The organism is Mariniphaga sp., from assembly GCF_041687215.1.
Lineage (GTDB): Bacteria > Bacteroidota > Bacteroidia > Bacteroidales > Prolixibacteraceae > Mariniphaga.
The window spans coordinates 20,278-47,151 of the sequence record NZ_JAWLCI010000009.1; the positions used below are offsets into that span (position 1 = coordinate 20,278).

27 protein-coding genes are annotated in these 26,874 nt (G+C 40.5%); 18 read left to right on the top strand and 9 right to left on the bottom strand.

Annotated features, from left to right (window positions below):
- Positions 1 to 9 precede the first annotated feature (9 nt).
- The 9 genes from nadB to ACESMA_RS05435 all read left to right on the top strand — a co-directional run bounded on the left by nadB (position 10) and on the right by ACESMA_RS05435 (position 11,254).
- The gene (gene nadB, locus ACESMA_RS05395; protein WP_372947754.1) at positions 10 to 1,590 is read left to right on the top strand and encodes an L-aspartate oxidase; all 1,581 of its coding nucleotides are present in this window, start codon (positions 10 to 12) and stop codon (positions 1,588 to 1,590) included.
- A complete protein-coding gene (nadC, locus tag ACESMA_RS05400) occupies positions 1,587 to 2,432 on the top strand; it encodes a carboxylating nicotinate-nucleotide diphosphorylase (protein WP_372947755.1) in 846 nt (281 codons plus the stop codon). The genes nadB and nadC overlap by 4 nt, the downstream gene beginning before the upstream one ends.
- Position 2,433: 1 nt before the next feature.
- Positions 2,434 to 3,165, top strand: coding sequence for a type III pantothenate kinase (locus ACESMA_RS05405; protein ID WP_372947756.1), 732 nt, complete (start codon positions 2,434 to 2,436; stop codon positions 3,163 to 3,165).
- Positions 3,152 to 4,447 (top strand): hypothetical protein, encoded by a 1,296-nt coding sequence (locus tag ACESMA_RS05410; protein ID WP_372947757.1) that lies wholly within the window; start codon positions 3,152 to 3,154, stop codon positions 4,445 to 4,447. Before ACESMA_RS05405 ends, ACESMA_RS05410 begins: the two co-directional genes overlap by 14 nt.
- A 32-nt stretch (positions 4,448 to 4,479) precedes the next feature.
- Positions 4,480 to 6,111, top strand: a complete 1,632-nt coding sequence (locus ACESMA_RS05415) for a tetratricopeptide repeat protein (protein WP_372947758.1) — start codon at positions 4,480 to 4,482, stop codon at positions 6,109 to 6,111.
- On the top strand, positions 6,086 to 6,757 hold the full coding sequence (gene lptC, locus ACESMA_RS05420) for an LPS export ABC transporter periplasmic protein LptC (RefSeq protein WP_372947759.1): 672 nt from the start codon (positions 6,086 to 6,088) through the stop codon (positions 6,755 to 6,757). The genes ACESMA_RS05415 and lptC overlap by 26 nt, the downstream gene beginning before the upstream one ends.
- Positions 6,758 to 6,992: 235 nt before the next feature.
- Positions 6,993 to 9,116 carry a peptidylprolyl isomerase gene (locus ACESMA_RS05425; protein ID WP_372947760.1) on the top strand — a complete coding sequence of 708 codons (2,124 nt, stop codon included), beginning with the start codon at positions 6,993 to 6,995 and terminating at the stop codon, positions 9,114 to 9,116.
- A gap of 18 nt (positions 9,117 to 9,134) precedes the next feature.
- Positions 9,135 to 10,667, top strand: coding sequence for a 2,3-bisphosphoglycerate-independent phosphoglycerate mutase (gene gpmI, locus ACESMA_RS05430; protein WP_372947761.1), 1,533 nt, complete (start codon positions 9,135 to 9,137; stop codon positions 10,665 to 10,667).
- Positions 10,664 to 11,254 (top strand): DUF3109 family protein, encoded by a 591-nt coding sequence (locus ACESMA_RS05435; protein WP_372947762.1) that lies wholly within the window; start codon positions 10,664 to 10,666, stop codon positions 11,252 to 11,254. The genes gpmI and ACESMA_RS05435 overlap by 4 nt, the downstream gene beginning before the upstream one ends.
- Here ACESMA_RS05435 and ACESMA_RS05440 read toward each other — a convergent pair.
- On the bottom strand, positions 11,251 to 13,716 hold the full coding sequence (locus ACESMA_RS05440; RefSeq protein ID WP_372947763.1) for a TonB-dependent receptor domain-containing protein: 2,466 nt from the start codon (positions 13,714 to 13,716) through the stop codon (positions 11,251 to 11,253). The two genes, ACESMA_RS05435 and ACESMA_RS05440, sit on opposite strands and share 4 nt — an antisense overlap.
- A 299-nt stretch (positions 13,717 to 14,015) precedes the next feature.
- On the opposite strand from ACESMA_RS05440, the gene ACESMA_RS05445 reads away from it, so the two are divergent.
- Entirely contained in the window at positions 14,016 to 14,615 is a 600-nt protein-coding gene (locus ACESMA_RS05445; RefSeq protein ID WP_372947764.1) for a hypothetical protein, read from the top strand.
- Positions 14,616 to 14,791: 176 nt separating this feature from the next.
- On the opposite strand, the gene ACESMA_RS05450 is transcribed toward ACESMA_RS05445, so the two are convergent.
- Positions 14,792 to 15,085 (bottom strand): hypothetical protein, encoded by a 294-nt coding sequence (locus ACESMA_RS05450; protein ID WP_372947765.1) that lies wholly within the window; start codon positions 15,083 to 15,085, stop codon positions 14,792 to 14,794.
- 383 nt (positions 15,086 to 15,468) lie between these two features.
- On the opposite strand from ACESMA_RS05450, the gene ACESMA_RS05455 reads away from it, so the two are divergent.
- The 4 genes from ACESMA_RS05455 to ACESMA_RS05470 all read left to right on the top strand — a co-directional run bounded on the left by ACESMA_RS05455 (position 15,469) and on the right by ACESMA_RS05470 (position 19,248).
- Positions 15,469 to 16,335: a universal stress protein gene (locus ACESMA_RS05455; RefSeq protein WP_372947766.1), complete on the top strand. Its 867-nt coding sequence runs from the start codon at positions 15,469 to 15,471 to the stop codon at positions 16,333 to 16,335.
- 47 nt (positions 16,336 to 16,382) lie between these two features.
- Positions 16,383 to 17,456: a class I fructose-bisphosphate aldolase gene (locus ACESMA_RS05460; protein WP_372947767.1), complete on the top strand. Its 1,074-nt coding sequence runs from the start codon at positions 16,383 to 16,385 to the stop codon at positions 17,454 to 17,456.
- Between the two features lie 14 nt (positions 17,457 to 17,470).
- A complete protein-coding gene (locus ACESMA_RS05465; RefSeq protein ID WP_372947768.1) occupies positions 17,471 to 18,415 on the top strand; it encodes a radical SAM protein in 945 nt (314 codons plus the stop codon).
- Positions 18,416 to 18,489: 74 nt separating this feature from the next.
- A complete protein-coding gene (locus ACESMA_RS05470) occupies positions 18,490 to 19,248 on the top strand; it encodes a Sir2 family NAD-dependent protein deacetylase (protein WP_372947769.1) in 759 nt (252 codons plus the stop codon).
- Between the two features lie 22 nt (positions 19,249 to 19,270).
- Here ACESMA_RS05470 and ACESMA_RS05475 read toward each other — a convergent pair whose 3' ends face one another.
- From ACESMA_RS05475 to ACESMA_RS05495, 5 genes are all read right to left on the bottom strand, one after another.
- Positions 19,271 to 20,023 carry an ATPase domain-containing protein gene (locus ACESMA_RS05475; protein WP_372947770.1) on the bottom strand — a complete coding sequence of 251 codons (753 nt, stop codon included), beginning with the start codon at positions 20,021 to 20,023 and terminating at the stop codon, positions 19,271 to 19,273.
- Positions 20,024 to 20,046: 23 nt separating this feature from the next.
- The gene (gene amrS, locus ACESMA_RS05480) at positions 20,047 to 21,120 is read right to left on the bottom strand and encodes an AmmeMemoRadiSam system radical SAM enzyme (RefSeq protein WP_372947771.1); all 1,074 of its coding nucleotides are present in this window, start codon (positions 21,118 to 21,120) and stop codon (positions 20,047 to 20,049) included.
- A gap of 12 nt (positions 21,121 to 21,132) precedes the next feature.
- Positions 21,133 to 21,810, bottom strand: a complete 678-nt coding sequence (locus ACESMA_RS05485; protein ID WP_372947772.1) for a YggS family pyridoxal phosphate-dependent enzyme — start codon at positions 21,808 to 21,810, stop codon at positions 21,133 to 21,135.
- Between the two features lie 64 nt (positions 21,811 to 21,874).
- On the bottom strand, positions 21,875 to 22,123 hold the full coding sequence (locus ACESMA_RS05490) for a YfhL family 4Fe-4S dicluster ferredoxin (RefSeq protein WP_372947773.1): 249 nt from the start codon (positions 22,121 to 22,123) through the stop codon (positions 21,875 to 21,877).
- Positions 22,124 to 22,144: 21 nt separating this feature from the next.
- Positions 22,145 to 22,471 (bottom strand): cupin domain-containing protein, encoded by a 327-nt coding sequence (locus ACESMA_RS05495; RefSeq protein ID WP_372947774.1) that lies wholly within the window; start codon positions 22,469 to 22,471, stop codon positions 22,145 to 22,147.
- Between the two features lie 187 nt (positions 22,472 to 22,658).
- Between ACESMA_RS05495 and ACESMA_RS05500 the strand changes: the two genes are divergently transcribed.
- From ACESMA_RS05500 to cobO, 3 genes are read left to right on the top strand one after another with little or no spacing between them, the layout of a single operon-like run.
- Positions 22,659 to 23,324 (top strand): class I SAM-dependent methyltransferase, encoded by a 666-nt coding sequence (locus ACESMA_RS05500; protein WP_372947775.1) that lies wholly within the window; start codon positions 22,659 to 22,661, stop codon positions 23,322 to 23,324.
- A 5-nt stretch (positions 23,325 to 23,329) separates the two neighbouring features.
- Entirely contained in the window at positions 23,330 to 23,581 is a 252-nt protein-coding gene (locus tag ACESMA_RS05505) for a hypothetical protein (protein WP_372947776.1), read from the top strand.
- Positions 23,582 to 23,585: 4 nt separating this feature from the next.
- Positions 23,586 to 24,107 carry a cob(I)yrinic acid a,c-diamide adenosyltransferase gene (cobO, locus tag ACESMA_RS05510; protein ID WP_372947777.1) on the top strand — a complete coding sequence of 174 codons (522 nt, stop codon included), beginning with the start codon at positions 23,586 to 23,588 and terminating at the stop codon, positions 24,105 to 24,107.
- A gap of 331 nt (positions 24,108 to 24,438) precedes the next feature.
- On the opposite strand, the gene ACESMA_RS05515 is transcribed toward cobO, so the two are convergent.
- Both ACESMA_RS05515 and ACESMA_RS05520 read right to left on the bottom strand, forming a co-directional pair.
- The gene (locus ACESMA_RS05515; RefSeq protein WP_372947778.1) at positions 24,439 to 25,323 is read right to left on the bottom strand and encodes a metal ABC transporter solute-binding protein, Zn/Mn family; all 885 of its coding nucleotides are present in this window, start codon (positions 25,321 to 25,323) and stop codon (positions 24,439 to 24,441) included.
- Between the two features lie 39 nt (positions 25,324 to 25,362).
- Positions 25,363 to 25,752, bottom strand: a complete 390-nt coding sequence (locus tag ACESMA_RS05520) for a VOC family protein (RefSeq protein WP_372947779.1) — start codon at positions 25,750 to 25,752, stop codon at positions 25,363 to 25,365.
- Between the two features lie 87 nt (positions 25,753 to 25,839).
- Here ACESMA_RS05520 and ACESMA_RS05525 point away from each other — a divergent pair, with 87 nt between their 5' ends.
- Positions 25,840 to 26,862 carry a putative manganese transporter gene (locus ACESMA_RS05525; protein ID WP_372947780.1) on the top strand — a complete coding sequence of 341 codons (1,023 nt, stop codon included), beginning with the start codon at positions 25,840 to 25,842 and terminating at the stop codon, positions 26,860 to 26,862.
- Positions 26,863 to 26,874 lie beyond the last annotated feature (12 nt).

Genomic DNA, 26,874 nt, shown 5'->3' on the forward strand with positions numbered 1-26,874 from the left:
AGCAATTCCATGCAAATATTTGAATTTGATACGGTTGTCATTGGGAGTGGCCTCGCCGGGCTAACTGCGGCATTTTATTCTTCAAAATTTGGAAATGTTGCTGTGGTTACCAAATCGGAACTCGATACCAGCAATTCATATTATGCACAGGGTGGCATTGCTGCAGCCATAGCCGATGACGATTCGCCGGAATTGCACATGGAAGACACACTGATAGCCGGACGGGGACTTTGCGATGAAGATGCCGTGCGTATTTTAGTAAACGAAGGAAAAGAGCGTGTTTTGGAATTGATTGATCTGGGAATGCAATTCGACAAAAAAAACGGCAAATTTGTACTCGGACTTGAAGGCGCTCACAGCAGGCGCCGGATTTTGCACGCAGGAGGCGATGCAACAGGAAAAATGCTAACCTGTTTTACTCTTCAGCAAGTTAAACAACAAAAAAATATCACTCCTTTTGAATATACTACGGCAGTAAAATTGTTGAAAAACAATGGATGCATTGCCGGAGTGCAGGCTTTGGATTTTAAAACCGGGAAAAATCTGCTTTTTAAAACCAAAGCAGTAATTCTTGCCACCGGAGGACTTTCCCGCATTTTTGCCCGGTCAACCAATCCGCACACTGCAACCGGCGATGGCATTGCACTTGCATGGGAAGCCGGAGCAAAGGTTTCTGATATAGAATTCATCCAGTTTCATCCATCGGCTCTTTATATTCCAGGTAAGGAAGCATACCTGATTAGCGAGGCAGTTCGCGGAGAAGGCGCCTGGCTGCTCAACCATAAGGGTAAAAGGTTTATGAAAGACATTCATCCGCTTGCCGAACTTGCCCCGCGCGATGTGGTTGCTTTTAATATTTTCAGGGAAATTCAGGAATCGGGGAAAGATTATGTTTACCTTTCGCTGGAGCATCTGGATGCCAGGAAAATTAGATCGCGATTTAAAAATATTCACCTTCAACTGCAAGAATTTGGTTTAGACCTTGCAAAAGATTTGCTGCCGGTTTCTCCTGCTGCTCATTACATGGTTGGTGGAATCCACACGAATTTGAATGGCGAAACAAACGTTAACGGCCTATTTGTTTGTGGCGAAGCTGCATCAACAGGTGTGATGGGTGCTAACAGACTGGCCAGTAATAGTTTGCTCGAGTGTCTGGTGTTTGGAAAACGCGCCAGTGAAACTGCAGCTAAACTTTCCTGGCCTCAAAAAAATCTGCCTGAGATTTTACCGGTATTTCCAAACTCTGCCACGGAAAATACATTTCTAAAAATTCAGAATGAAATTGCATCTCAAATGATGAAAAATTTGGGTATTGTCAGGAATAAACAGGGATTGGAAGAAGCCATAAGTAAATTTGAAGCAATTGAAAAAGATTACGAAAATATTCAGAATGACTATAACCTGCTGAAAATAAAAAGCAGTTCAACAATAAGCCGTTTAATTGCGAATGCCGCATTAACACGAGAAGAATCCAGGGGAGGGCACATACGAACTGACTTCCCGAAGGAAAACCCCAATTTTGAATTACACATATTACAGCAGAAAAACAAAGAAATTCAATTTGAACCAGTCAGGAGAGAGAAGAAATGATAGATGAAAAAATATTAAAATCGGCTGAGGTTTTATTCGATTTGGCTTATGCCGAAGATATTGGCGACGGTGATATTACTACCAACAATCTGGTTCCGCCCGATACCAGTAAAACCGCAATTCTGGTTGCCAAGGAAGATGGTGTAATTGCCGGGCTTCCTGTAGCTGAAATGGTGTTTAAAAAATTCGATCCACAGATTGAATGGAAAGTGATGCTTCCTGATGGCAGCAAAGTAAAACCGGGCGATGTGATTGCGGAATTTAAAGGAAACTACCGCGCATTGCTCACCGGCGAACGCAAAGCCCTGAACTTTTTACAACGCCTTTCGGGAATTGCAACTTATGCCAATAAATGCATGAAAGAAATTGAAGGTCACAATGTGGAAATTCTGGACACCCGAAAAACGTTACCTGGTTACCGGTACCTCGATAAATATGCCGTGCGAATGGGTGGAGCTTCTAATCACCGTTTCGGATTGTACGATATGGTGATGATAAAAGACAACCATATTCAGGTTGCCGGCAGCATTAAACAAGCTGTGGACGCAATCCGTTCAAAAATCCCGAAAAGCATTAAAATTGAAGTGGAAACTTCAAACCTGAACCAGGTTCAGGAAGCTTTGAATGCCGATGTGGATATCATTATGCTCGATAATATGAGTTCCAAAATGATGAGGGAGGCGGTTGACCTAATTAAAGGCCGTGCAAAAATTGAAGCTTCGGGTAACATGACATTGAAACGAATCAGAAAAGTGGCAGCCACCGGTGTAAATTATATTTCCATTGGCGCACTCACTCATTCGGTAAAAGCCCTCGATATTACCCAGCGGATTATCGATTAAAATGAACCTGATAATTGACATAGGAAATACACGTACCAAATTTTCGGTGTTCAACCACGGCGAAGAGATGATTTCGGTGCCGGTAGATGAATTTTTGCCATCGCATATTGATGTGCTGTTAAAGGAACACCCTTCATTAGAAAAGGTTATTCTTTCAACGGTAAAAGATTATTCGCCTGAATTAAAGAAACAGCTTCAGCAAAAATTTAAACGCTTTATTGAATTGGATGCGGGCACTTTATTGCCGGTTGAAAATTGCTACCAAACAAAAGAAACACTTGGAAAGGACAGGATTGCAGCAGCAGTGGGAGCTTTACATCTTTACCCAAACAGAAATGTGCTGGTAATTGACGCCGGAACTGCAATTACCTACGATTTGGTCAACGAAAATGGGCAGTACATGGGCGGTAACATTTCACCCGGCCTTGACATGAGATTTAAAGCACTAAATCAGTTCACCGGTCGTTTACCATTGGTTGAGAAAAAAGATTTTGGAAAACTTTTTGGGAAAACCACTGAGGAAGCAATTCGGGCTGGAGTTCAGCATGGTGTTGTTTTTGAGGTAGATAAAGCCATTGATACATTTAAGGAATTTTATAAAAATTTAAACGTTATTATTACCGGAGGCGATGCCAATTTTTTTGATAAGAAATTAAAAAATTCTTTCTTTGTACATTTCAATTTAATAGCCATCGGTTTAAACCGCATATTAGAACATAATGGGGAGACTTAGAAGCGTAATTTTACTGGCCGGAATGCTTTTGATGCCGGCTTTATTGTTTGCACAATTTAATAACAACACCAGTTCACCGTATTCACGGTTTGGTTTAGGCGACCTTCAGCCATACAGTTTTGGGCGAACAGCCGCTATGGGCGGCGCCTCGCTGGCCAGCCGAAATAACCAGCAAATTAACACCTCGAACCCTGCATCTTTTACATCTGTTGATTCTCTTGGTTTTATGTTCGAGTTTGGTGTGAGTGGTAAATTTGCCAATTACAGCAACGACATTACCAGCATGAATGCCAACGATTTCAATTTCAGGTATTTTGCCATGAATTTCCAGATTACCAACTGGATGGCAACTTCGCTGGGGCTTACCCCTTACTCCGATGTTGGCTACAACGTGGAAGTTACCGATGAAGTGGAAAATACCGGAAACATCCTTTACAGGTATGCCGGAGAAGGATCGCTGTCGAAAGCATATCTGGGCCTGGCGGTTGACCCGGTAAAAAATATTTCGGTGGGCGCTAATCTGAACTATATGTTTGGTTTGCTTAACCGCAGTGCACAAACCTATTTTTTAGATGCCGGCGATTTTTATACCAATCAACGGAATGAATCTTTAAGAATTCGCGATTTCAACCTGAGCTTGGGGGCGCAAGCTACTATCCCATTAAAAAACGAGCAGCGAATTACCCTGGCTGCAATAGTTGAAAACAAACCCACCTTTACCCGGTTTTATTCCGATTTGAACACCAAATACATTCAAATACAGGTAAATAATACAACCCGTGCCGACCAGGACACCATAAAACCTTTCAGGACTGAAGAAAAAGGGAATCTTGAATTTCCGCTTACTTACGGATTTGGAATTTCTTACGTAAAAAATAATTCACTGGAAATAAATGCAGATTATTACCGACAAGGTTGGTCAGATGTAAATTTACCGGGCGGAGGTAGCGATGTTTTAACAGATTTAAATAAATTTGCCCTTGGAGCAGAATGGATTCCTGACAAGTTCTCCATTCGGAGTTATCTCAACCGCATTGCATACCGGGCGGGATTGAAATATGAAAATACATACCTTGAGTTTGATAACCAGCAAATTAACGATTTTGGCATAAGTTTTGGAGTAGGATTACCGGTTTATCGTTCCAATTCTACCATCAATATTTCGGCCGAGCTGGGAAGAAGAGGAACAATACAAAACAACTTAGTTCTTGAAAATTATGCAAAATTAAACCTCAGCGTAAACTTGTACGACTTGTGGTTTATACAACGAAGATTTGATTAAAATAAAGTAAAAACATTAATAAATATAAAACTATGAAAGCTGTTTTTCGCATATCGCTCTTAATGGCCTCCCTGGTTTTGGCAGCCGTCACAACTATTCAGGCTCAGAGAGTAATTAAAGGCACTGTTTACCGCGAAGGTAAACCAGCCGCAGGAGTTACTGTTGAAGCACACCGTGGCGGCACAATGATGACCAGTTTCGATGGAAAATATGAACTGGAAGCCAGTGATAAAACCAAATGGATCAGGTTTACATTCATTAACGAATCGGAACGGTTGGATATTTCAGATAAACCGGGTGATGTTTTCGACTTTGCTTTCGATGGCAAACTTCCGGGTGATGAAACAGAAATAGAATCTGGGGACGTTGTACTTAAATCAGCAGAAGAACTCATTCGTGAGCAAGACAGGGATTTTATGAACGAATTGTCTTTATATAACGAATTCTACAAACAAGACAATATAGAATCGGCCTTGCCACACTGGAGAATGGTTTACAACAAATATCCGAAATCAACACTAAACCTTTACATCCATGGTGCGAACATGCATCAAAAGCTGATTGAAAACGCTTCAACTCCCGAAGAAAAAAGTAAGTACATTGACGATTTAATGAAGCTCTACGATAAAAGAATCAGACATTTCGGAGAAAAAGGATATGTGCTGGGCCGTAAAGCCGCCGACTGGTTAAAATATAAACTCGACAACGACAGGGAGCAGGACAACGGCGATTTAAAAGAAACCATGAAAAAAGGGTATGACTGGTTAAGTGAATCAGTTACTGAAAGAGGAAATGAGACTGAACTTCCGGTGTTGGTTTTGTTGATGCAAACCACGCGCTCACTTTTTAAACTGGGTGATTTGCCCAAGGAAACAGTAGTGAAAAATTACGATTCCTGTAATTCAATTTTGAATTCAATACGTGAAAAAACTACTGATGAAGAGACCATTAAAAACGTAACCGATGTTCAGGCATATATTGAAGACATTTTTGGTACATCAGGTGCTGCTGACTGTGAAGCGCTTATAAGCATATTCACGCCACAATATCAGGAAAATATCAGCGATGTTGATTTCATAAAAAATATGCTGCGACGTTTGGGAAATGCCAAATGTGAAGAATCACCGTTGTTCTCTGAAGCCACAGAAAGGCTTTATGAGCTTGAACCATCTGCCGAAGCTGCTTTCAACATGGCACGTCGCTATTTAAAAAGAGATGATTCCGAGAGGGCAAAAAAATATTATCAGCAGGCTATGGAGCAGGAAACTGACAAAGAATTGCTGTCAAAATATTATTACGAATACGCACTTTTTATTTATGCCAAAGAAAATGCTTTACAGGAAGCCAGAAGCTATGCCAGAAGAGCACTTGAAATTAATTCGGATTATTGCGAAGCATTAATGTTAATTGGAAATATTTACGTCGCTGCAAGCCGTTCTTATGGCTCTGATGATTTTGAAAAATCAACCGTATTCTGGCTGGCCGTTGATTATTATGAACGTGCACGCTCAAATCCCGACTGCGCAGTTGACGCATCAAAAGAAGCAAATAGCTACCGCAGGTATTTCCCAAACAAGGAAGAAGCTTTCTTCCGTAGTTTGCAGGAAGGGCAAACCTACAAAGTAGGAGGTTGGATTAATGAAACTACAAAAGTTCGGTTTTAATACCATCAAAATATTACATTTTTTAAGGATTGCAGCCCTTTTTACAGGGGCTGCATTTCTTTTGTTTGCCTGCGAAAACAATATAGAACAAATCAAAGCATTCAGCTCACCCGAAAACCTTCCCACAGTAGAAGCTACTAATTACGCAACCATGTTTACCGACAGCGGAGAAGTGAGATTTTCACTTAAAGCTCCCAAACTCCTGCGATTCGAAGGCGAAGGAAAACCTTACGTTGAATTTCCGGAAGGAATTGAATTGGTTAAATTCGACGAACACCAAAATATAATTTCCAGCATTACTGCCGACTATGCCAAACAATTTGAAAGAGATGAAAAGTGGGAGGCAAAAAATAATGTAGTGGCTACCAATGCCCAGGGCGACACACTAAAAACCGAACACCTTATTTGGGAGGAAAAAGAAGAAAGAATACATACTGAGGAATTTGTTCGAATAATCCGCGAAGACCAGATTATTACCGGAATTGGATTTCAGTCTGACCAGTCATTACAAAACTGGCGAATTAAAAATCCCAAAGGAACAATTTATATCAATGTTGAACCATCCGCAACCGATTCTTTGCCGCCAACGCCGGAAAATAATGTACAACAAAATGTCAACCGACGGGAACTCGAATTTGAAAATTAGCAGTAATGATTCCTTTTATGCATTTCGCCTGATTTAAAAACAAACATTCCGATATAAATTATTCGTTTTAAAATCCACAAAAATAACATACAAAATATTGATTTTTAGAAGAATGCTTATGAGAACAAACTCCCTCCCCAAAAATAAATAATTTCTCATGGTTTCTTTTGAAAATTACTATCTTCGTAGCTCGAAAAAAAACAAGTAAAATTTGCATTAAAATAACTGTAAATCAATGGCAACGTTACAAACGATTAGGACAAAAGCAGGATTATTGGTCGCAATTGTAATTGGAATTTCACTTGCGGCATTTATTCTTGGCGACATGTTTCAGGGAGGTAGTTCACTTCTTCAGGGCAATCGCATGGAAGTAGGTGAAATTAATGGAGAATCCATTCAATATCCGCAATTTCAGCAGGAAGTTGAAAAACTGGGTGATATTTACCGTATGAATACCCAGCAAAACCAGTTAGATGAAGATACATGGGTGCAGGTGCGCGAACAAACCTGGCAAACAATGATTCGCAATATTGTGATGACTGATGTTTACGAAAACCTTGGAATTAAGGTTAGTTCAGACGAACTTTTCGATATGCTGCAGGGAACAAATCTTCACCCAATTGTTCAGCAACTTTTTCGGAATCCTGAAACAGGACAGGTTGACCGCGGTGCAGTGGTTCAATTCCTTCGGAATCTGGAAACCGGAGTAGCACCTGAACAACGTCAGTACTGGCTCTACCTCGAAGACCAAATTGTGGACGAACGCATTCAAAGCAAATACAATAATTTGGTTGGGAAAGGTCTGTATGTAACTTCTCTTGAAGCTGAAAACAGTTTGGAAGGCCGTAACAAACAAGTTAGTTTTGATTATATCATGCTTAATCACAACTCAGTAGCCGACACTCAGGTTGTTGTAACCGACAAAGAGTTGAGAGATTATTACAATCAAAACCAGAATAATTACAATCAGGAAAAGTTACGTCAGGTTGAATACATTACTTTTCCGGTTGAACCTTCAAGTGAAGATTTTGCTGCAACAGAAGAGTGGATAAATAGCATTGTTTCTGATTTTGCCTCGGCATCGAATAATGTATCATTTGTAAATTCCAATTCTGATGTTGGCTTTGATGATACATGGTACAAAAAAGAAGATCTTCCGGAAGATATTGCCACCTGGATTTTTGAAACCGATGCAGAAATAAATGCCATTTTCGGACCCTATTTCGAAGATGATGCCTATAAACTGGCAAAATTGCATGCCTCAGAAATGATGCCCGATTCGGTAGAAGCAAGGCACATTTTGCTTCAGGTGAACACACAAGAGGAAATGATTAGCCAGCAGGCATTAGCCGATAGTTTAAAAACTGCTATCGAAAACGGAAGTAATTTTGCAACCCTGGCTATGGAATTTTCATCGGATCAGGGGTCTGCCATTCAGGGCGGAGACCTGGGGTGGTTTGGCCGTGGTATGATGGTTAAACCATTTGAAGACGCAGCATTTAGTAACAAAGTGAACGAAGTTACTATTGTTAATTCACAATTCGGAATTCATATTATACAAACTACTGCCCGCGGACCGGAAACACGTCAGGTACAGGTGGCATACCTGGTTAGAAATGTTACGCCAAGTACACAAACCTACCAGAGTGTTTACGCAAAAGCCAGTGAGTTTGCAGGCAAAAACCTGACAAAGGAAGACTTTGACGCTGCTGTAGCCGAGCAAAACCTGAATAAAAGAAGTGCTTCACTCAGGGAAACTGATCGACAAGTTGGCGCACTCGAAAATTCAAGGCCTTTGATTCGGGCTGCTTACGACTCGAAAGTCGGTACAATTATACAAGACCTGCAAGGTTCAACCATTTTCGATTTTGGCGATAATTTTGTTATTGCAACCCTGGTTTCAGCAACTGAAGAAGGAGTTGCCAGTTTCGAAAGTGTAAAAGATCGTGTTGAATTGGCCGTTCTTAAACAAAAGAAAGGTGAGTTTTTAGTTGAAAAGGCCAAAACTGCTATGAGTGGAAAAACCGATTTGGAGGCAGTTGCATCGGAACTTGGCACTACGGTGAGAAATGCTGCCAATGTTAATTTTACCTCCATTCAAATTCCCGGCATTGGCATGGAACCTAAAGTAATTGGTACAGCAACAAGCCTTTCTCCTGACCAAATTTCTCAGCCTGTTGCAGGCAATAACGGTGTTTTTATTGTAAAAGTCACTACCGTAAATGAAGGAGAAGATCAGAATATTGAAAACGAAAAAGCACGTCTTGCGCAAAATCTGACTTTCAGAGCTTCATCACAGGCTTATAATGCTCACAGAGAGAAGGCTGAGGTTGAAGATCAAAGAGCAAAATTCTATTAGGGAATTTAAATAAATACAATGGCTGAAGTTCAAAAAACATTACTGATGATCCTCGATGGATGGGGAATTGGCGACGGTTCGAAACGCGATATCGTTTCTCAGGCTCCCACTCCGTTTATGGATTCGTTAATTGAAAAATATCCGCACTCTCAATTGCTTGCCTCCGGTGAACATGTTGGCTTGCCCGACGGGCAAATGGGAAACTCTGAAGTAGGCCACCTGAATATTGGCGCCGGGCGCGTACTTTACCAGGACATGGTGAAAATTACCCGCGCCATTAAAGACAAATCGTTGTGGAATAATCCGCAAATTGTTAAAGCATACACCTACGCCAAAGAAAATAATAAAAAGGTTCACCTGATTGGTCTCATTGGCCCTGGTGGCGTGCACGCATTGAGCGCACACATGGTGGCGCTTTGCCAGGTTGCAACGGACATGGGCTTGGAAGATATTTTTATTCACGGGTTAACTGACGGACGAGATACTGACCCACGTTCCGGCTATGGTTTTATCAAAGATGATTTGGAAGCCCTGAAACCTACCAAAGCCAAATTTGCTTCCTTAATTGGACGCTATTTCGGAATGGATCGCGATAAAAATTACGACCGCCTGAAACTGGCTTACGATTTATACACTCAGGGAAAAGGCGAAAAAGCAACCGATATTCTGGAGGCGGTGCAAAAATCTTACGACAATGGTGTTACCGACGAGTTCATGAAACCCATTGTAATGGTGGATGCAAACGGTGAACCCTTAGCTAAAATCGAAGAGGGCGACGTGGTTATCTGTTTCAACTTCCGCACTGACAGGTTGCGCCAAACAACCATTGCATTTACTCAGCAAGACCTGCCGGAATACGGAATGCACACCATGGATTTACAGTGGTACACCATGACCAACTACAAATCGGATTTTAAAGGTATTAACGTAATTTTCGATAAGGAAAATGTTACCAATACCATGGGCGATGTGGTTTCAAAAGCCGGATTGAAACAAATACGCATTGCCGAAACTGAAAAGTATGCTCACGTAACTTTCTTTTTCAGCGGTGGGCGAGAAGAACCTTTTGAAGGGGAAGAGCGCATCATGATTCAGTCGCCAAGAGTTCCCACTTATGATCTTCAGCCCGAAATGTCGGCGCCAAAAGTGAAAGATGCCATCGTTCCAAAACTGAAAAACCAGGCTGCTCACTTTGTTTGCCTGAACTTTGCCAATGGCGATATGGTAGGCCACACTGGTGTTTATGAAGCCATATACAAAGCTATTATGGCAGTTGACCAATGTGCCAAAGAAGTGGTGGAGGCAGCGCTGGAAGGCGGTTACGATGTGATGATTATTGCCGACCATGGAAATGCCGATAATGCGGTGAATGAAGACGGCTCGGAAAATACAGCCCATTCTTTAAATCCGGTACCGTGTATTTTTGTGAGCAACAATAAAACCAAAATGAAGCTTGATAATGGAATTCTGGCTGATGTTGCTCCTACACTTCTGAATGTAATGGGGTTAGAAGTTCCCAAAGAAATGACTGGCAGAAATTTGATTTCATGATTGAAATCGGTCGCACCATACTCAGCCGGGCAATATTTGAAGAGCATTTTGTTTGCGATTTACTGAAATGCAAGGGAGCCTGCTGTGTTGAAGGTGATTCCGGTGCACCGCTCACTTCTGATGAGGCGAAAATTATTGAAAACGATTACCCTGTTTTTGAGAAATACCTGCCCGAAAACCATCGGAAGGAAATTCAGAAACAGGGTTTTTCCATGATAGATGATGATGGCGACCTGGTAACTCCTTTGGTAAACAAACGCCAGTGTGCCTATTCTTTTCTTGATGAAAAAGGCATTTTGAAATGCAGCATCGAAAAAGCTTATTTTGAAGGAAAAACCAGTTTCCGAAAACCGGTTTCCTGCCATTTGTTTCCCATCAGAATTACCGAATACAAGCGGTTTGATGCAGTCAATTATGAAGAACTTAAAATCTGCAAACCGGGCCGTGAATGTGGTCAATCACAAAAAGTTAAACTTTACCAGTTTCTAAAAGAACCACTGACCCGAAAATATGGGGAAGAGTGGTATAAAGAAGTTGAAATTGCAGGCCGTTATCTGGAAAAACAGAAAAAAAGCAGGTTGGGTTAGAATTCACCTCCACCCATATCCATTCCACCACCACCATTATCTCCTCTTCCGTCTGATTTGAAGTTATTGATGCGGTAACTAAGAGTTAACATGACCACACGCGGCTCACGCTTCCACTGAAACCAACTGTTAAAATCTTCGCCATAGGATTCCCGTTCAAATTTTGCTGTTCCCAGCGGGTCGCGAACGCTTAACGTAGCCGACAACTTTTTATCAAAAAACTCATGGCGGTATGAAATATTCGAAAAAAACATTGCTTTTGATTCACCCTGCGCAGAAACTGATGGTCCGCGGAAAAATCCGTTGAACTGCATTCTCGAATTTTCTGCAAATTTCAGGGTCGTATTCATCCGTCCGCTCCAGTTGGTGCTTTCCCTGTCAATACTTTCCCCTAATAAATCTCCGGTTAACCGGTAATTATACATTGACACACTTGCATTTACCAACAGCCATTCCGTAAAGTTAATATTCCCGGTAAACTCCAATCCGGTGGAATAATCTCTGGAAAAATTGTCTGATCTTAAATAAAAAATATCATCCTCCAGGGTTTGATACCCTTCAATTTTGTTGTTTGTAACCCGGTGAAATGCATCGAGCGAAACATACGAACGTCCTTCACCAAAACGCCGCATGGCGCCCAGTTCATAAGAATTGGTATATTCCGGTTCCAAATTCGGATTCCCGATTCTGATGGTATAACGGTTGTAATAATTGGGATTCGGATCGAGGTCTCTTCCCGATGGCCTGTTAATACGCCGGCTGTAACTTGCCATCAACTCGTTATTTTCATTTAATTTATAGGAAGTGTGAACAGTGGGAAACAGATCGAACCGGTTGAGTTCAGTAGATGCGGCATTGGTGTTTTTAATCTCACGTAGGGTAAGTTCACCACGCAGTCCGCCCATGTACTGAAAATCGCCAAAAGCGTTGCTGTAAGTGGTGTAAACTGCATGAATATCACGCCTGAAATCAGTTACATTGGAATAATCCTCATTAACAATCCAGTTTCCGGTTTCCTCATCAAAAACCTTAAAATCGAGCCCCTCAACTTCAGCGTCTATTCGGCTCAGTAAACCAGCTTCCAGCCGGCCTGTTTCACTAAACGGATTGGTGTAATCCACCTTCAGCCTGAATTCTGTTTCTTCTTCAGTTTCAAGCGCTGAAACCCGTTCAATAAACTGGTCGGTTTTTTGATATTGTGAATTCGCAAGTATTTCGCTTTCCTCCTCTAAATCATCGCTTTCTTCACCCGAATAAAAGGCCATTCCCTCAATCTTATGCCCTTCGTTATTAAAATTATGTTGAAAATTGAAATTGAAACTGTAAAAATTGCTGGTTCTTTCCGAATTCTCCTCAGTAACAGAAAAAATATTTTCACTTTCAGGCTCAGTATATCTCCTTGTTTCACCATTTCCAAATCCCCTGTTTTTCGATTTTCCTGTTTCTCCGGAAAGGCCAAACGTGGTTTTATCAGATGCAAACCACTCAATTCCTGCTTTTAGGTTGTTTCCACCGCGATTAAAATTGCGGGAACCATCCATCAGTAAAAAAGTAGTCGTGTCGTTTGAAAAGGTTTCGCGCGAGGAACTCATATTTCCATAATTTGTTTCATCGCGCCAGTCGGCTCCAAGCAAAAAGTTGAATTTTTCAGTCCGGTAATTCAGTGTAAAATCGCCCCGGTATTTGTCGCCGGTTCCCACCGATGCATTTACAATACCGCTCAAGCCGTTCATCGAATTCTTTTTGGTAACCAGATTAATAATTCCGGCCATTCCATCGGGCTCATATTTAGCTGAAGGATTTGTTATTATTTCGATATTTTCCAGTGCCGAAGCGGGAATTTGCCGCAAGGCATCGCTGCCGCTGAGTACACTTGGACGGCCGTCAATTAATACGGTAAAGTTTGAAGACCCCCGAACAGAAACATTTCCCTCAATATCAACCTGAACCGAAGGCGTATTTTCCAGAACATCAACAGCGGTTCCGCCAACTGCGCTAATTACCTGCGATACGTTTACCACTTTTTTATCGAGTTTAAACTCAACCTGCGCTTTGTCAGCAACAACTTCCACTCCCTCCAATTCAACCGATGATGGGCGCAGCTCAATTCTTCCTACATCAAGAACCGGTTCTTCTCTGGTGATGGCAATATCTTCAACTTTCGCCTTTCCAAATCCAATAAAATTTGCTTCGAGATAATATTCTCCATAATCAATTCCTGCTATTTCGAAATAGCCTTTTTCATTGGTAATTCCACCGGAAACCAATGACGAATCGGCCTGGCTGTAAACAGCAATATTGGCAAACTCCATGAAAGTTCCGCTGGCCTCATCGAGAACAATTCCTGTAATTCTCGCTGCCTTTGAATCGTCTTCCGGTGAATTTCCTGCAGCAGGAATAACTGTCAGAAATATTAGAAGTGTATTTAAAATAAGAATTTTTTGCATCATTATTTGCTTCATTGTTTTTTCTTTTCTAAAAATGGTTTAATTTCTCTCACTATATTAAGACAAAAAGCTCTTTTGTTGGTTTAATCTGTTTTTTGTTAATAAGTTGTTAATACATGGTTTTTTGTAAGATGGACAAGAATTAGTCCCAAAATGAAACTTGTTTTCCTCAAAATGATTTTTCCCTGAAATTTAATTTTAAGCAAAATGATTTAAATATCAATTGATTATGTGGTTTGGCACTACTGTTGGAATGTAATGGGCACAGAAACGCTTGAAGATTTTTTACAAACCAATTTTTTACAAAAGCAATCATGAAAAAGTTAATTTTTATTATTTCACTCATTATTTTTTGCTCCCCGGTATTTAAAGGATATTCGCAGGAGAGTAATAACGGAAAAGAAGTTAGCCATTTTGTTGGGATAACTGTTCCCGATGTTGCTTTAATTGGAATAGAAGGACCGGAGGGAAATGAACCGTCCATAAATCTAACTCCTGATATATCAGGTTTGGAAGCTGGAGAGAAAATTGATTTTGGCACAGCAACCAACAACAGCCTGTGGTTAAATTACACCTCTTTAGTTGAAAAACAAGAAAACGGAAACGGTCAGGGAAAAACGCGAAAGATTAAAGCAGAACTGGAGGAAAATCTGCCAAATGGAATGGAACTGTTTCTGGAAGTTGGACCTGCAAATTCAGGAGGGGGCCAAACGGGTAAAGCAAAACAAGAAAAAATACCGTTAAAGAAAGGACCATCCATTGTGGTTGAAAATATTGGAAGTTGTTTCACTGAAAATGGCGAAGGCAAAGGGCACAGGTTAACATACAGTCTTGGAGTAAAAGAAAATCAAATTGATATGGTGATGGCAGAAACTTTTTCCGTACAGGTTCTTTACACCATTACGGAAAATTAAAGGACACATTTCCGGGATAATTAAAAGGCAGGCGCGTCACCTGCCTTTTTTTCACACAAGAAATTTGTTTCCCATTTGTAACTTTAAGCCATGCCCAACAGCTGGTTCATTTAAATTTTCATTAATTACACCTGCTTAGTAAAAATGAGAAAATAAGGTTAGTCATTTTCAGTAATTTAACCTTCAAGGTACAAATCGTTGTTGTAATATTTTTTTCTTTTGCCGGGTTGATCTTCTGAGTAGGGACCGTAAATGTCACACAGTTTGTTCAGGTAGTATTTTAAAAGGAATTTTGGAAGGCCCAACTTACGAATTCGATATTTTGAATCCTCCTCAGCTAAAGGCAAAAAATCCCGTGGGCTGCCGAAATCATATTGCCCGTCGGTAGTAACCATCCGCAATAATTCATCCTTTTCTTCCTGAAGAATTTTTTCAGCTTTTGCTATTTTCTTTAAGATAGCCTTTTTCATTGTCTATGAATCTTTTTCTGAATACCTGCAATTGACTATCATTCAAGTGAATATTCTAACCAGAAAAAAGGTAATAATTTAGCATTTAGCATCACAAACTAATTTGGACGTTTTGTTTTATGGTATTCGTTTTTATTACTCTTGAATATAACAAACATATTCTCACTATACGAGAATCTATTCCTCTTAGGTTCATCGGGCATTATTTTTTTAAATTACATCAATTTTCTCTCTTTTATTTAATAGCCTGTTTGTAATTATTTGTAAATCAAATTCTAATAAATGAATTCTGTGTCAATTCATAAATTTTTAATGAACATTAGTAAACAATAATACACAAACTATCGTATATGAATAAAGAAACAAGAATCTTTAAAAGGTAAATGTATTACAGATCAAACAATATTGTGGTTTATCTTTCACCCGATTATGAAGGAAAACTTCTATTACAGCATTCACTATTTTTTCAGCAAACATTGGGAATGCGGGTATTTATTTGCAGCATTAACGAAAAACCACCGCTTTTGAAATTTTTTTTTACCAAGAAACAATTAAAAGAAAAAATTACTCCTGAAAAACTTCGGGAATTCACCAAAAGTACCATCCCGGCTAAAGCGCTGGAGCATTTCTCATTCCGGGTAAAATCGGGCAAACGACTTCCTCTTTTAATCAGGCAGTCAAAAAAAGGAGGCTATGAATTTCTGGTTGTTGATAAAAGTAATTCGAAATCCGCTTTAAATATAGGTGAATTAGACAAGTTGATAGGCCACTCTTATTGCCCGGTTATGGCCATTCATAAAAATCATCCAATAACAAAGATTAAAAAAATAGTGATCCCTGTTGATGTTACACAATCAACAAAAAAGAAATTGTTGTGGGCTACATATTTTGCTAAAAAATACCAAGCAAGAATCATCATCGTTTCTGCGCTGACGTTAAATCTCGATATTAAAAGAAGCCTGGTTTACAAAAATTCAGAAAAAATAAAATCCATACTTTCGAAACGGGGTATTGAATGTGAAGTGCAAATACTTCATACTCCCGGACAAAAAAAACATGAGGTAATTCTCAACTTTATTCAGGAAGAAAACCCGGATATGGTTATTATACGTACACATCAGGAATCGAACCTTAAAAATACACGCATTGGCAACTTTGTATCGGAACTTGTACATAGCTGTAAAATACCTGTGTTTACGGTTAACAGCTTCATTCCGGCTATTCCCGACGATTTTGTGCACAGGTTGTAATTATACCTGATTATGGAATTAATAACGAAATTCTAAATTTTTAAAAGATGGAAAATACAATAAATAGCATGGCAATGATTGAAAAATATCTGGGCCGTGAATCAGAAGACCTTTTGAATTACAAAGCTACGTGTATTCCCAAAGAGAGATTAACCGTTCCAGGCCCTGCAACACTGGATGAAGTTTTCGGTATTTCAGACCGGAATGTGCAGGTATTAAAAAGTTTGTCTTCCCTTTATCACCACGGACGGCTTTCGGACACAGGTTATTTGTCTATTCTGCCCGTCGATCAGGGAATTGAGCATACGGCAGGCAGTTCGTTCGCACCCAATCCTGATTATTTTGATCCGGAAAATATTATCAAACTGGCCATTGAAGGCGGATGCAACGGGGTGGTAACAACGTTTGGCGGCCTCTCGTTGCATGCCCGGAAATATGCGCACAAAATTCCTTTTATTGTAAAAATAAATCACAACGAACTGCTCACCTACCCCAATAAATACGATCAGGTGATGTTTGGAAGCGTGGAAGAAGCGTGGAATCTTGGCGCGACAGCCGTGGGAGCCACCATCTATTTTGGATCGCAGGAATCGAACCGGCAAATTGTTGAAGTGGCAGAAGCTTTCGAGCGGGCGCACGAACTGGGAATGGCAACGGTTTTATGGTGTTATACACGCAACAACAATTTTAAAACCAAAGAACAGGATTATCATACTGCAGCCGACCTCACCGGGCAGGCCAACCACTTGGGTGTTACCATCAAAGCCGACCTGATTAAACAAAAGTTGCCCGAAACCAACGGAGGTTTTACCGCCCTTAAGTTTGGCAAAACCCACCCCGATATGTATAAAAAGCTGACGTCGGAACATCCGGTTGACCTTTGCCGCTACCAGGTGGCCAACTGCTACATGGGAAAAATCGGGTTAATCAATTCAGGTGGTGCTTCATCGGGTGCCGACGACTTTTCACTGGCTGTACGCACGGCTGTCATCAACAAACGCGCCGGTGGTACAGGCCTTATTTCGGGAAGAAAAGCCTTTCAGCGGCCAATGGAAGAGGGCATCAAATTATTAAATCTCATTCAGGATGTTTACCTACATAAAGAAATAATGGTAGCCTGAAAATTTAAAATAGTATGGAACGACGAGTTTTTGGACCGGTACCTTCACGCAGGTTGGGGAAAAGCCTGGGGGTGAATAATATTCCCTATAAAATATGTACCTATTCCTGCATTTATTGTCAGGTGGGAAAAGCAATTAAAATGCAAATTAACCGGCAGGAATTTTATAAGCCCGACGATCTAGTTGATGAAGCAAAAGAGTTGCTGAACCACATTCAAAATGAAAAGGATTACCCTGATTACATCACTATCGTTCCCGACGGGGAACCAACGCTGGACATCAATCTGGGCATTTTAATAGAGAAGCTTAAAATGTTGGGTGTTCCTGTTGCAGTTATTACCAATGCTTCGCTAGTCGATCAGCCCGAAGTGCAAAACGATCTGCTCAAAGCCGATTTTGTTTCTTTTAAGGCCGATTCTTTTTCCCCCGAAATCTGGAAAAAAATAAATATCCCGCATAAGCAACTCAACCTTCAAAGAATAAAAGAAGGGATACATGTTTTCAGAAATTATTTCTCCGGGAAAATGGTTACAGAAACCATGCTGGTAAAAGGAGTAAACGTTTCACCTGAGGAATTAAAAAACACTGCCCGGATTATCGAAAGTTTTGAACCTGAAGTAGCCTACATTGCAATACCAACACGCCCGCCGGCGTTTAAAAAAGTTGAACCACCGGATGAAAACACCGTGAATGCAGCTTACCATATTTTCAGGGAATACATTAAAAATGTGGAATTGTTAACGGGCTACGAAGGCAACGTTTTTGCTTCTGCAGGAAATTTCAGGGACGATTTGCTGAGCATCACGGCGGTACATCCCATGCGCGAAGATGCAGTTTTGGAGTTACTGGATAAAACAGACGGCAATAAAAATTCACTTGCTATACTTTTGCAGGAAAACCTGGTGGAAAAAGTTCAATACAGCGGACATTCCTATTATCTGAGAAAATTTACCAGGTGAATTTCCCCGGGTACAACATTCGAAAAAAATACGGCTGTCCGAGCTAAAACAAATTCGCTGGTAAAACAATTCGTGTGAACGGAATTTCAGACATAATGATACAGGCAGCGGAACTGATAAAATATTCTGCACATACAGTTGTATTTACAGGTTCCGGCATATCGGTGGAAAGCGGCATTCCGCCTTTTCGCAGGGAAAATGGCTTATGGACGAAATACGATCCCGGGTTCCTGGACATTAATTATTTTCACAAACACCCGGAAAAATCATGGCCGCTAATAAAAGAAATATTTTGCGATTACTATGGAAAAGTAAAACCCAATGCGGCCCATTTTTCTTTGGCGGCAATGGAAAAAACAGGATTATTACATTCCGTCATTACGCAGAACATCGACAACCTTCACCAGGAAGCCGGAAGCAGACTAGTATATGAACTTCACGGAAGCTGCAGGTATTTGGTTTGTGAAAAGTGTTTGAAAAAATATCCGGTTTCAGCAATCGATCTAGCCAAATTACCACCAGTGTGTTCGGTTTGCGGTGCTGTTCTAAAACCTGATTTTGTGTTTTTTGGCGAACCCCTTCAGGAGCCTGCTAACACTGATTCCTTAGCCGAAGTCAGGAATGCCCGGGTATTTTTACTCATCGGGACTTCCGGTGAAGTAATGCCATCATCGCTAATTCCGATTGAAGCCAAAAAGAACAAATCCCAAATAATTGAAATCAACACTGCTCCTTCAAACTATTCAACCACAATTACAGATATTTTCATCCAGGGAAAAGCTACAGAGATAATGGAAGAGTTATTATTTATCCTCACCGGAATCGTATTGTAGCAAAACGGGTTACCTCTTTTTTTTAAATTTTTCTAATCTCAGGAATCCTTGTCTTGCGGGTAGCCTCTGCAATTTCATTGATTTCTTTAAGCAATTCAGCCGAAATAGGAACTTCAATTTCTTCATTTGAGAATTCAACGCCTTTCATCCGCTCAACTTTTAAAAAAAGTTTCATGGGTTTTTCCATTCGCGTAAACATCAGGTTGTCTGCCACTTCTTCCAGTGTTTTAATTTCATTGGCCATCGCACTGGTGCTGACTGCAAAAACATAAGTCCGGCTCTTGTCATATTGAAGGATGGATTTCAATTTTTCCAGAATGCTCCTTTTAAATGTTTTGGAAAATAGCAGCAGGTTTAATGCCGAGCCGAAAACCATCGTTCCCAAATCGTTTTTATCGACCAAACTTTCAGCTTTTTCAATGGCTTCGTCCCATATATCCGGATTTATAACATTTGCTCTTACCGTATTTTCATTGACAATTACACTTCGGTTGGTAAACGGTTCAAACTGAATGTATGCGATTTTTCCCTGGTAATTCTCCAGATGCATTCCGTAGAGTTTTTGTATGGCTATTCGCACCAGTTCACCGGAGGGATATTGCAAGGGTACCCCGATTAACGAACCGCCGGCTTTTAACCACGCATCAACAAAAGCAAACTCAACCAACGGTTTACCGGTGCCTCCCGGGCCGCTGATTAAAGTCGATGAGGGAATGAGGATTCCTTCAGGTAACAATTCTTCAAACCAGGGAATATTGGTTCTTAATTTTTTCATCATCATCTTAATTTTAAAAATTTTTATCCTAATCCTACTCCGGATATTTGTGCTCCGCAATTTGGACAACGGCCGTTTTGAATTTTATTTTTCAATATTCCAAATTCCATGCGGTTAATCAATACTTTTCCGCATGCAGGACATCTTGTTGCATCTCTGTTTGATGCAACATTTCCAATATAAACGTACTTGAGTCCTGCCTCAAATCCGGTTGCCTCTGCCAACTGTAAAGTATTTAAATGTGTGGCAGGCACTTCTTCCATTTTCCAGGCGGGGAAGAACCTGCTGATATGCCAGGGAACATCTGTTCCCAGTTCTTCTGCCATAAAATTGGCCATATCGCGAATTTCTTCCGGATCATCATTAATTCCCGGAATAATTAAACTGGTAACCTCGAGCCAGACTCCCATTTCCTTTATTTTTTTCAGGTTATCCAGCACCGGCTGCAAACTTCCGCCAATAATCCTCCGGTACGTTTCATCCCGAAATGCTTTAAGATCGATATTGGCAGCATCGAGATACGGGCCTATCATCTCCAGCATTTCATAAGTCATATATCCGTTTGAAACATAAATGTTTTTAAGTCCTTCTTTATGCGCCATGACGGCTACATCAAAGCTGTATTCAAAAAAAATTGCAGGTTCGGTGTAAGTATGGGCAATGCTTGTGCAACCGGAGTATTTGGCATTCGAAACGATTTGCTCCGGTGTTATTTTTTGCCCCATTTCCAAAATCCTTTCATTGGAAACCTGGGATATTTCCCAATTCTGACAGAACTTGCAGTGAAAGTTACATCCGGGGGTGGCGAAAGAATAAGCTTTGGTGCCGGGGTAAAAATGGTATAATGGTTTTTTTTCAACCGGATCGATATGCTGCGCAATGGCACGGCCATATACGTTTGTATAAAGTTTACCGTCAACATTTTCCCTGACCTTGCAAATCCCTGATTTCCCGGGGTGAATCACACACCGGTGGGCACAAAGGTTACATTGAATATTTTCCTTTTCAAGTTTCTGATATAAAACCGCTTCCTTCATAAAACCTCCCACATTTTTTTCAGGATATTTTTTGGTCTCAGCTCTGATTTTCCCCGGCACAATGCCTGTTCTTTAAGCATTTCGGGAGCCGAATAGCCGGGTTCCGATCCTCACTATATTTGCACCTTCGTTGAGTGCAATTTGGTAACTGTTGCTCATGCCCATCGAGAGGTAACGCATTTTAACATGGGGAATTTTGAGCTTTTTGATTTGTTCAAACAGGGTTTTAGTGATTTTAAAATAAGGCCTGGCATCTTCCGGGTTTCCAAAACGTGGCCCTATAGTCATTAAGCCCAGTATTTCCAAATTGCTTAAATCCTTTATTTGCTGGATCAGTGCTATGGCATCTTCAGGCAGTACACCGGTTTTGTTCGATTCTTTCCCGCTGTTGATTTCAATGAGCACCGGCATAACTTTTTTCAGTTTGGCGCACTCTTTATTTACCTCTCTGGCAAGCCTGACTGAATCAATGGTTTCAATCACATCGAAAAGCTGTACAGCTTTTTTTACCTTGTTGCGCTGTAGGTGCCCAATCATGTGCCATTTTACCGGTTCATCGATGGTTTGTCTCAGAAATTCGGCTTCCTGTACATAATTGTAGCCAACAATTTGAATACCTGCTTTTATGGCGGCTTTTACTTCTTCCGGTAATCTTGTTTTTGCCGCAGCAACAAGCAACACCTCCGGAGGCAAATTTTGCAGAATTCCGGTCACATTCTTTCGAATGGTATCCAAAGCCAATTCATCCATTTATTCAATTTTTAACCGATTCCGCGCTATTTTAACGGAATCATTACCAACAACTTTAATCGAATCACTCGCCGTGGAGCTGTCTCTTTTTTGCGAGCAATTCATCGTGACTCTCGCTATGGTCCGGATCGAGAACAATGGCATCTACCGGACATACCTCAACACATTGCGGCTCATCAAAAAAACCGACACACTCGGTGCACTTATCCGGATTAATTACATAATAAAAATCGCCTTCCGAAATGGCGTTATTCGGACATTCACTTACACATGCACCACAAGAGATACATTCCTCAGTAATCATCATTGCCATGACTTGCCTCCTTTCGTGTTATTAGTTTTTCGGTAAATAAGGATCCCAAACAACGAGTACCAAAGCGCCTTTTTCCGATTCAAAAGGCCCGTGGTTTTCATGTGCGCTGAAAACCTGGTAGTCGCCTTCGTGGTAAACCTTTCCTTCGCTTTTATATTCTCCTTTCAGAATAAAATGCTGCTCGGTAGTCACATGTGTGTGATCGGCCATGTGGAAATTTTCGGGCAACCTGAGTAGAATTGTTTTTTTACCGTCTTCGTCACGCAATGTTTTCTTTTCCGCACCGCTTCCATATTCCGAAGCTTCCTCCCAATGGGCTTCGTTGTACAAATTCATTTGTGCTTTCATTTTATGGTCCTCCTTTAAATTACATCTAAATATAATAAACATATTCTCATTATACAATGATTTATTTAGATTAATTTCAGATAAAAAATTACACATAAAGAAAAGATTGTTTTGTAAATTTGTTTGAAGAAATGATAAAAGTAAATTTTAAGATTTATCTTTTACTGAAATTGAAATTTAGCATTTTATGAAAACAAAAAACACCCGAAATATTTTTCTGACTCCTGAAATTGCATCGGAATATGATGCCTATTACCAAACAGAAACGGGGAAATTAGTTGACAAAATTGAAAAAGAAATTATTTCTGGTTATTTAAGAAATCTTCCCAAAACGAACTGGCTGGAATTGGGGTTTGGTACCGGCCACTGGACAGAATTTTTCAGTGAAAACGGATTACAACTTACTGCCGTGGATAACTCGCAAGCGATGCTGAAAATCGCCCGTTCGAAAAATATGGAAAATGTTGAGTTTTTGCAAGCCGACGCTGCCCGACTGCCTTTTCCCGATGATCATTTTTCAGGAATTATCTCGATTACGATGCTCGAGTTTGTGGACGATCTGGGACTGGTTTTAAATGAAATCGACCGTGTTTTGAAACCGGGAGGAACACTTGTACTGGGCTGCCTGAATGCACTTTCGGAACCAGGTAAAAATAAAAACAATGATCCGGTGTTTCAACATGCACACTTTTTTACACCGAACGAAATTATTGAAATGCTCTCCCGTTTTGGGAGCCCACGGTTATCGGCAGGCGTGTATTTTTCCCTTGGATTTGAGATACTTGATGGAACCGAAAAACAATCAACCGCTGAGCCCGCATTTATTGCGGCATCGGTAGAAAAACAAAAATAAAAGCCATGGAAATAACTGTTGAAATTGGTTACTATCCGTTAATGGATAATTATGAAAAGCCTGTTGAACACTTCATCGAAAAACTGGTCGAAAACAAAAAAATCACCCTTGAAAGCGGGACGATGAGCAGTCTCCTGACCGGCAGTTACGAGGATGTGATGGAACTGCTGAACCGGCAACTCAAACCATTCTTAGAAAAATATCCCTCGGTTTTTACCCTGAAAATTTCCAGCGCTTGTAAAACCTGTAAAACGTAAAATTATGGCATCAAAAGGATACATTCAGGTTTACACCGGAAACGGAAAAGGAAAAACAACGGCAGCACTGGGCCTGGCTTTGCGAGCCGTGGGTGCCGGCAAAAAAGTGTTTTTCGCGCAGTTTATCAAAGGGAAACCGTATTCTGAGATAGAAGCCATTGAAAAATTTGTCCCTGAAATTACAATCAAACAGTATGGGCTGGGATGTTTTATTGTGGAAAAACCTACCGAGGCCGACATTCAGGCTGCGCGAAAAGGACTTGCAGAAGTGGCTGGAATTTTAAAATCAGGAGACTTCCATTTGGTGATTCTGGATGAAGTTAACATCGCACTCTACTACCAACTTTTTTCTATCGATGATTTTTTGGATGTTTTGAAAAAGAAAAACCCGGAAACCGAAGTGGTGGTTACCGGCCGTTACGCCCCTCCGGAACTAATCGAAATGGCCGACCTGGTTACCGAAATGCAAGAGGTAAAACATTACTACACCAAAGGAATTGAGGCAAGAAAAGGGATTGAGTTTTAGTGTCAGGTCAGACGCTTGTTATTCGATGGTGTCACTTCGAGTGCACACCCAATTTTATTGGGAATAATGAGAAAATGACAGAGAAGCCGAAACAAGTTCGGCATGACGTTCTAAGTTTATTCGCATTTTTATTAAAGTACGTCACCCTGAACTTCCTGCCCGACGTTCAGGCGGGGTTTCAGGGTCTGCTATTAAATCTGTCATTGGCAACCTGAGGCACGAAGGTGAGCCCGCCTGAATGAATTCGTCTGGCAGGAAATCTGTTTCAAATTCAGAGATTTCTCATTGTAAACTCGTTGAAACGACATTTCATGACAAACTTGAAATCTTTTTAAAAATGCCTGATTAACAATTCGGTAATACTCCTCAAGTTTTCAAACCATTTAGGATTTAGCGGCCACATTTCCACTACTTCTCCATCGATTTCCTCGGCAAACACGCGGGCCTGCTCCCGGTCGAAGTCGCTCTGAATGTAAATAGCCCGGATATTTTCCTTCCTGGCGAAATCGACCAGGGCGGCCATCCGTTGCGGAGTGGGTTCCTTGCCGCCGGGTTCCAGCGAGTACTGAATCAGCCCGTATTCGCGTGCAAAGTAGGACAGACTGGGATGGAACAAGATAATCTGACGTCCTTCAAAATTCTTCAATTTATCCCTGATTTCATCATCCAGTTCGTCAATTTCTTCAACAAAGCGGGCTAAATTTTCCTGATATTTAATTTTATTTTCGGGATTTAACAAAACAAGTTCCTCAGTAATACGACCGGCCATTTGTTTTACCAGCGTGGGAGAAAGCCAGGTGTGCGGGTTAATTCCTCCGGTGGAGCTTTTTTCACCCGACGGAAGATATTCATCGGTAATTAAATCCAGCCCCTCCGAAAGATTCTCAACCTTCATTTTCCGGTTGGCTTGTTCAATTTTATCTTTCCAGGAATACTCAAAACCGATGTATCCAATGCGGAACCAGACTTCAGAACGGGAAATGTTTTTTAACTGCGAGGGAATAAGCGTAAAATCTGCCGGACTTGACCCGGGCTGAAGCAAAACATTAATTTCAAAATCGTTGCCGGCAATTTCTTCCACAAAAGTTTTTATGGGTAAAATACTGACTGTTACTACAGGTTTTTCTTCCACTTCATTTTTGCCCTTTTGCGAGCCACACGCAAAAAGCATGGCGGTTAAAATAATTACCAGTGTTTTTATTACATTAAACATCATTCCCGAATAAAAGATTTGTTTGCCGAATGTACGTATTATTTATAACTCTTTTTTAGCTTCTTTCAGTTCAAACATGTTTCCACTTTTGTCCCAGATAAAAAAAGTATTGTTTCCTCCCGAATTAATTTTTACTACTGTTTTGTACCCCCTTTGTTGTGCTTTGAAATAAATAACTTTACAACCGAAATACTCAAAACACAAATGAGGAAAAATTTTCACTCTTTTCTCCGGGTAAAGAAATATTTCAAGTCCAATACTGTTTTTTTCCAAAAAGTAAACTTCAATATTTTTATTTACACCGAAGAATTTTGAAGTGATGGCGGCATCCATCAAAAATTTACGCTGCAACCTGAAACCCAGAATATCTTCATAGAAATTTTCGATTTCTTCTGAATCATTCACAGAGAAAGCCGCGTGATTCAATCTCATTTTTTTGCCATTTAATTCGCAAAATTAAATAAACTTTTGTTTATTTTGCAAATTATTTGGAATTGGTTTAAATAAAAATTAGATGCCATGACTGAAGTATTCATCGCAACACTTAAACAAACATTGATGATAACCGCTTTCGTGTTATTTATGATGGTGGTTATTGAATATATCAATGTCCAAAGCCGGAATATCTGGGCAGAAAAACTACAAAAATCACCTTTCCTGCAAATCACTATTGCAGCCCTGTTGGGAATTATGCCGGGATGCATGGGTGCGTTCACCGTAGTCTCTTTGTACACACACCGCATGATGGGACTGGCAGGACTTGTAGCCGTAATGATTGCCACTTCGGGCGACGAAGCATTTGTGATGTTTGCGCTATTCCCGAGCAAAGCACTTTTGCTAAACGGAATCCTGATGATTATTGCAATTGCTACGGGTTGGGTGGTCCATCTTTTTGAACGCAAAAAAACCACTGATGAAATTCATGGTTTTGAAGTACACCAGGAAGACATCTGCCGCTGTTTCGATAAAACAATCGTTTTTCCCCAGCTTAAAAAAATTACTTTCGAACGTTCTTTGCTCATAATATCCACATTTCTTTTTACACTAATGATTGTTATTGGAGTCCTTGGCCCCAATGAATGGAACTGGAAAAAATTTACATTTCTCGTTGGAGCTTTATTTTTGCTTTTTATATTCTTCACAGTCCCCAACCATTTTTTGAAAGAACATTTATACAACCACATTCTTAAAAAGCATTTGCTGCGTATTTTCCTTTGGACATGGGGCGCCTTTCTGGTGTTGCACTTTGTAAAATCGAATCTTGCGCTTACCAGCCTGATGAAAAACAACCTGGATGTGGTGTTGTTGATTGCAGTTCTTATGGGAATTATCCCCGAATCCGGACCTCATCTGTTTTTGGTTACACTGTTTTCACAAAACCTGCTTCCTTTCAGTATTTTGCTGGCCAACTCCATTGTGCAGGACGGTCACGGCATGTTGCCGTTGCTGGCAGAATCGAGAAAAGACTTTTTGAAAGTAAAAGTGATAAATTTACTGGTGGGTTTGTTGGTGGGTTATTTATTACTTGTTTTTAACATGTAAATTTTTTGAATG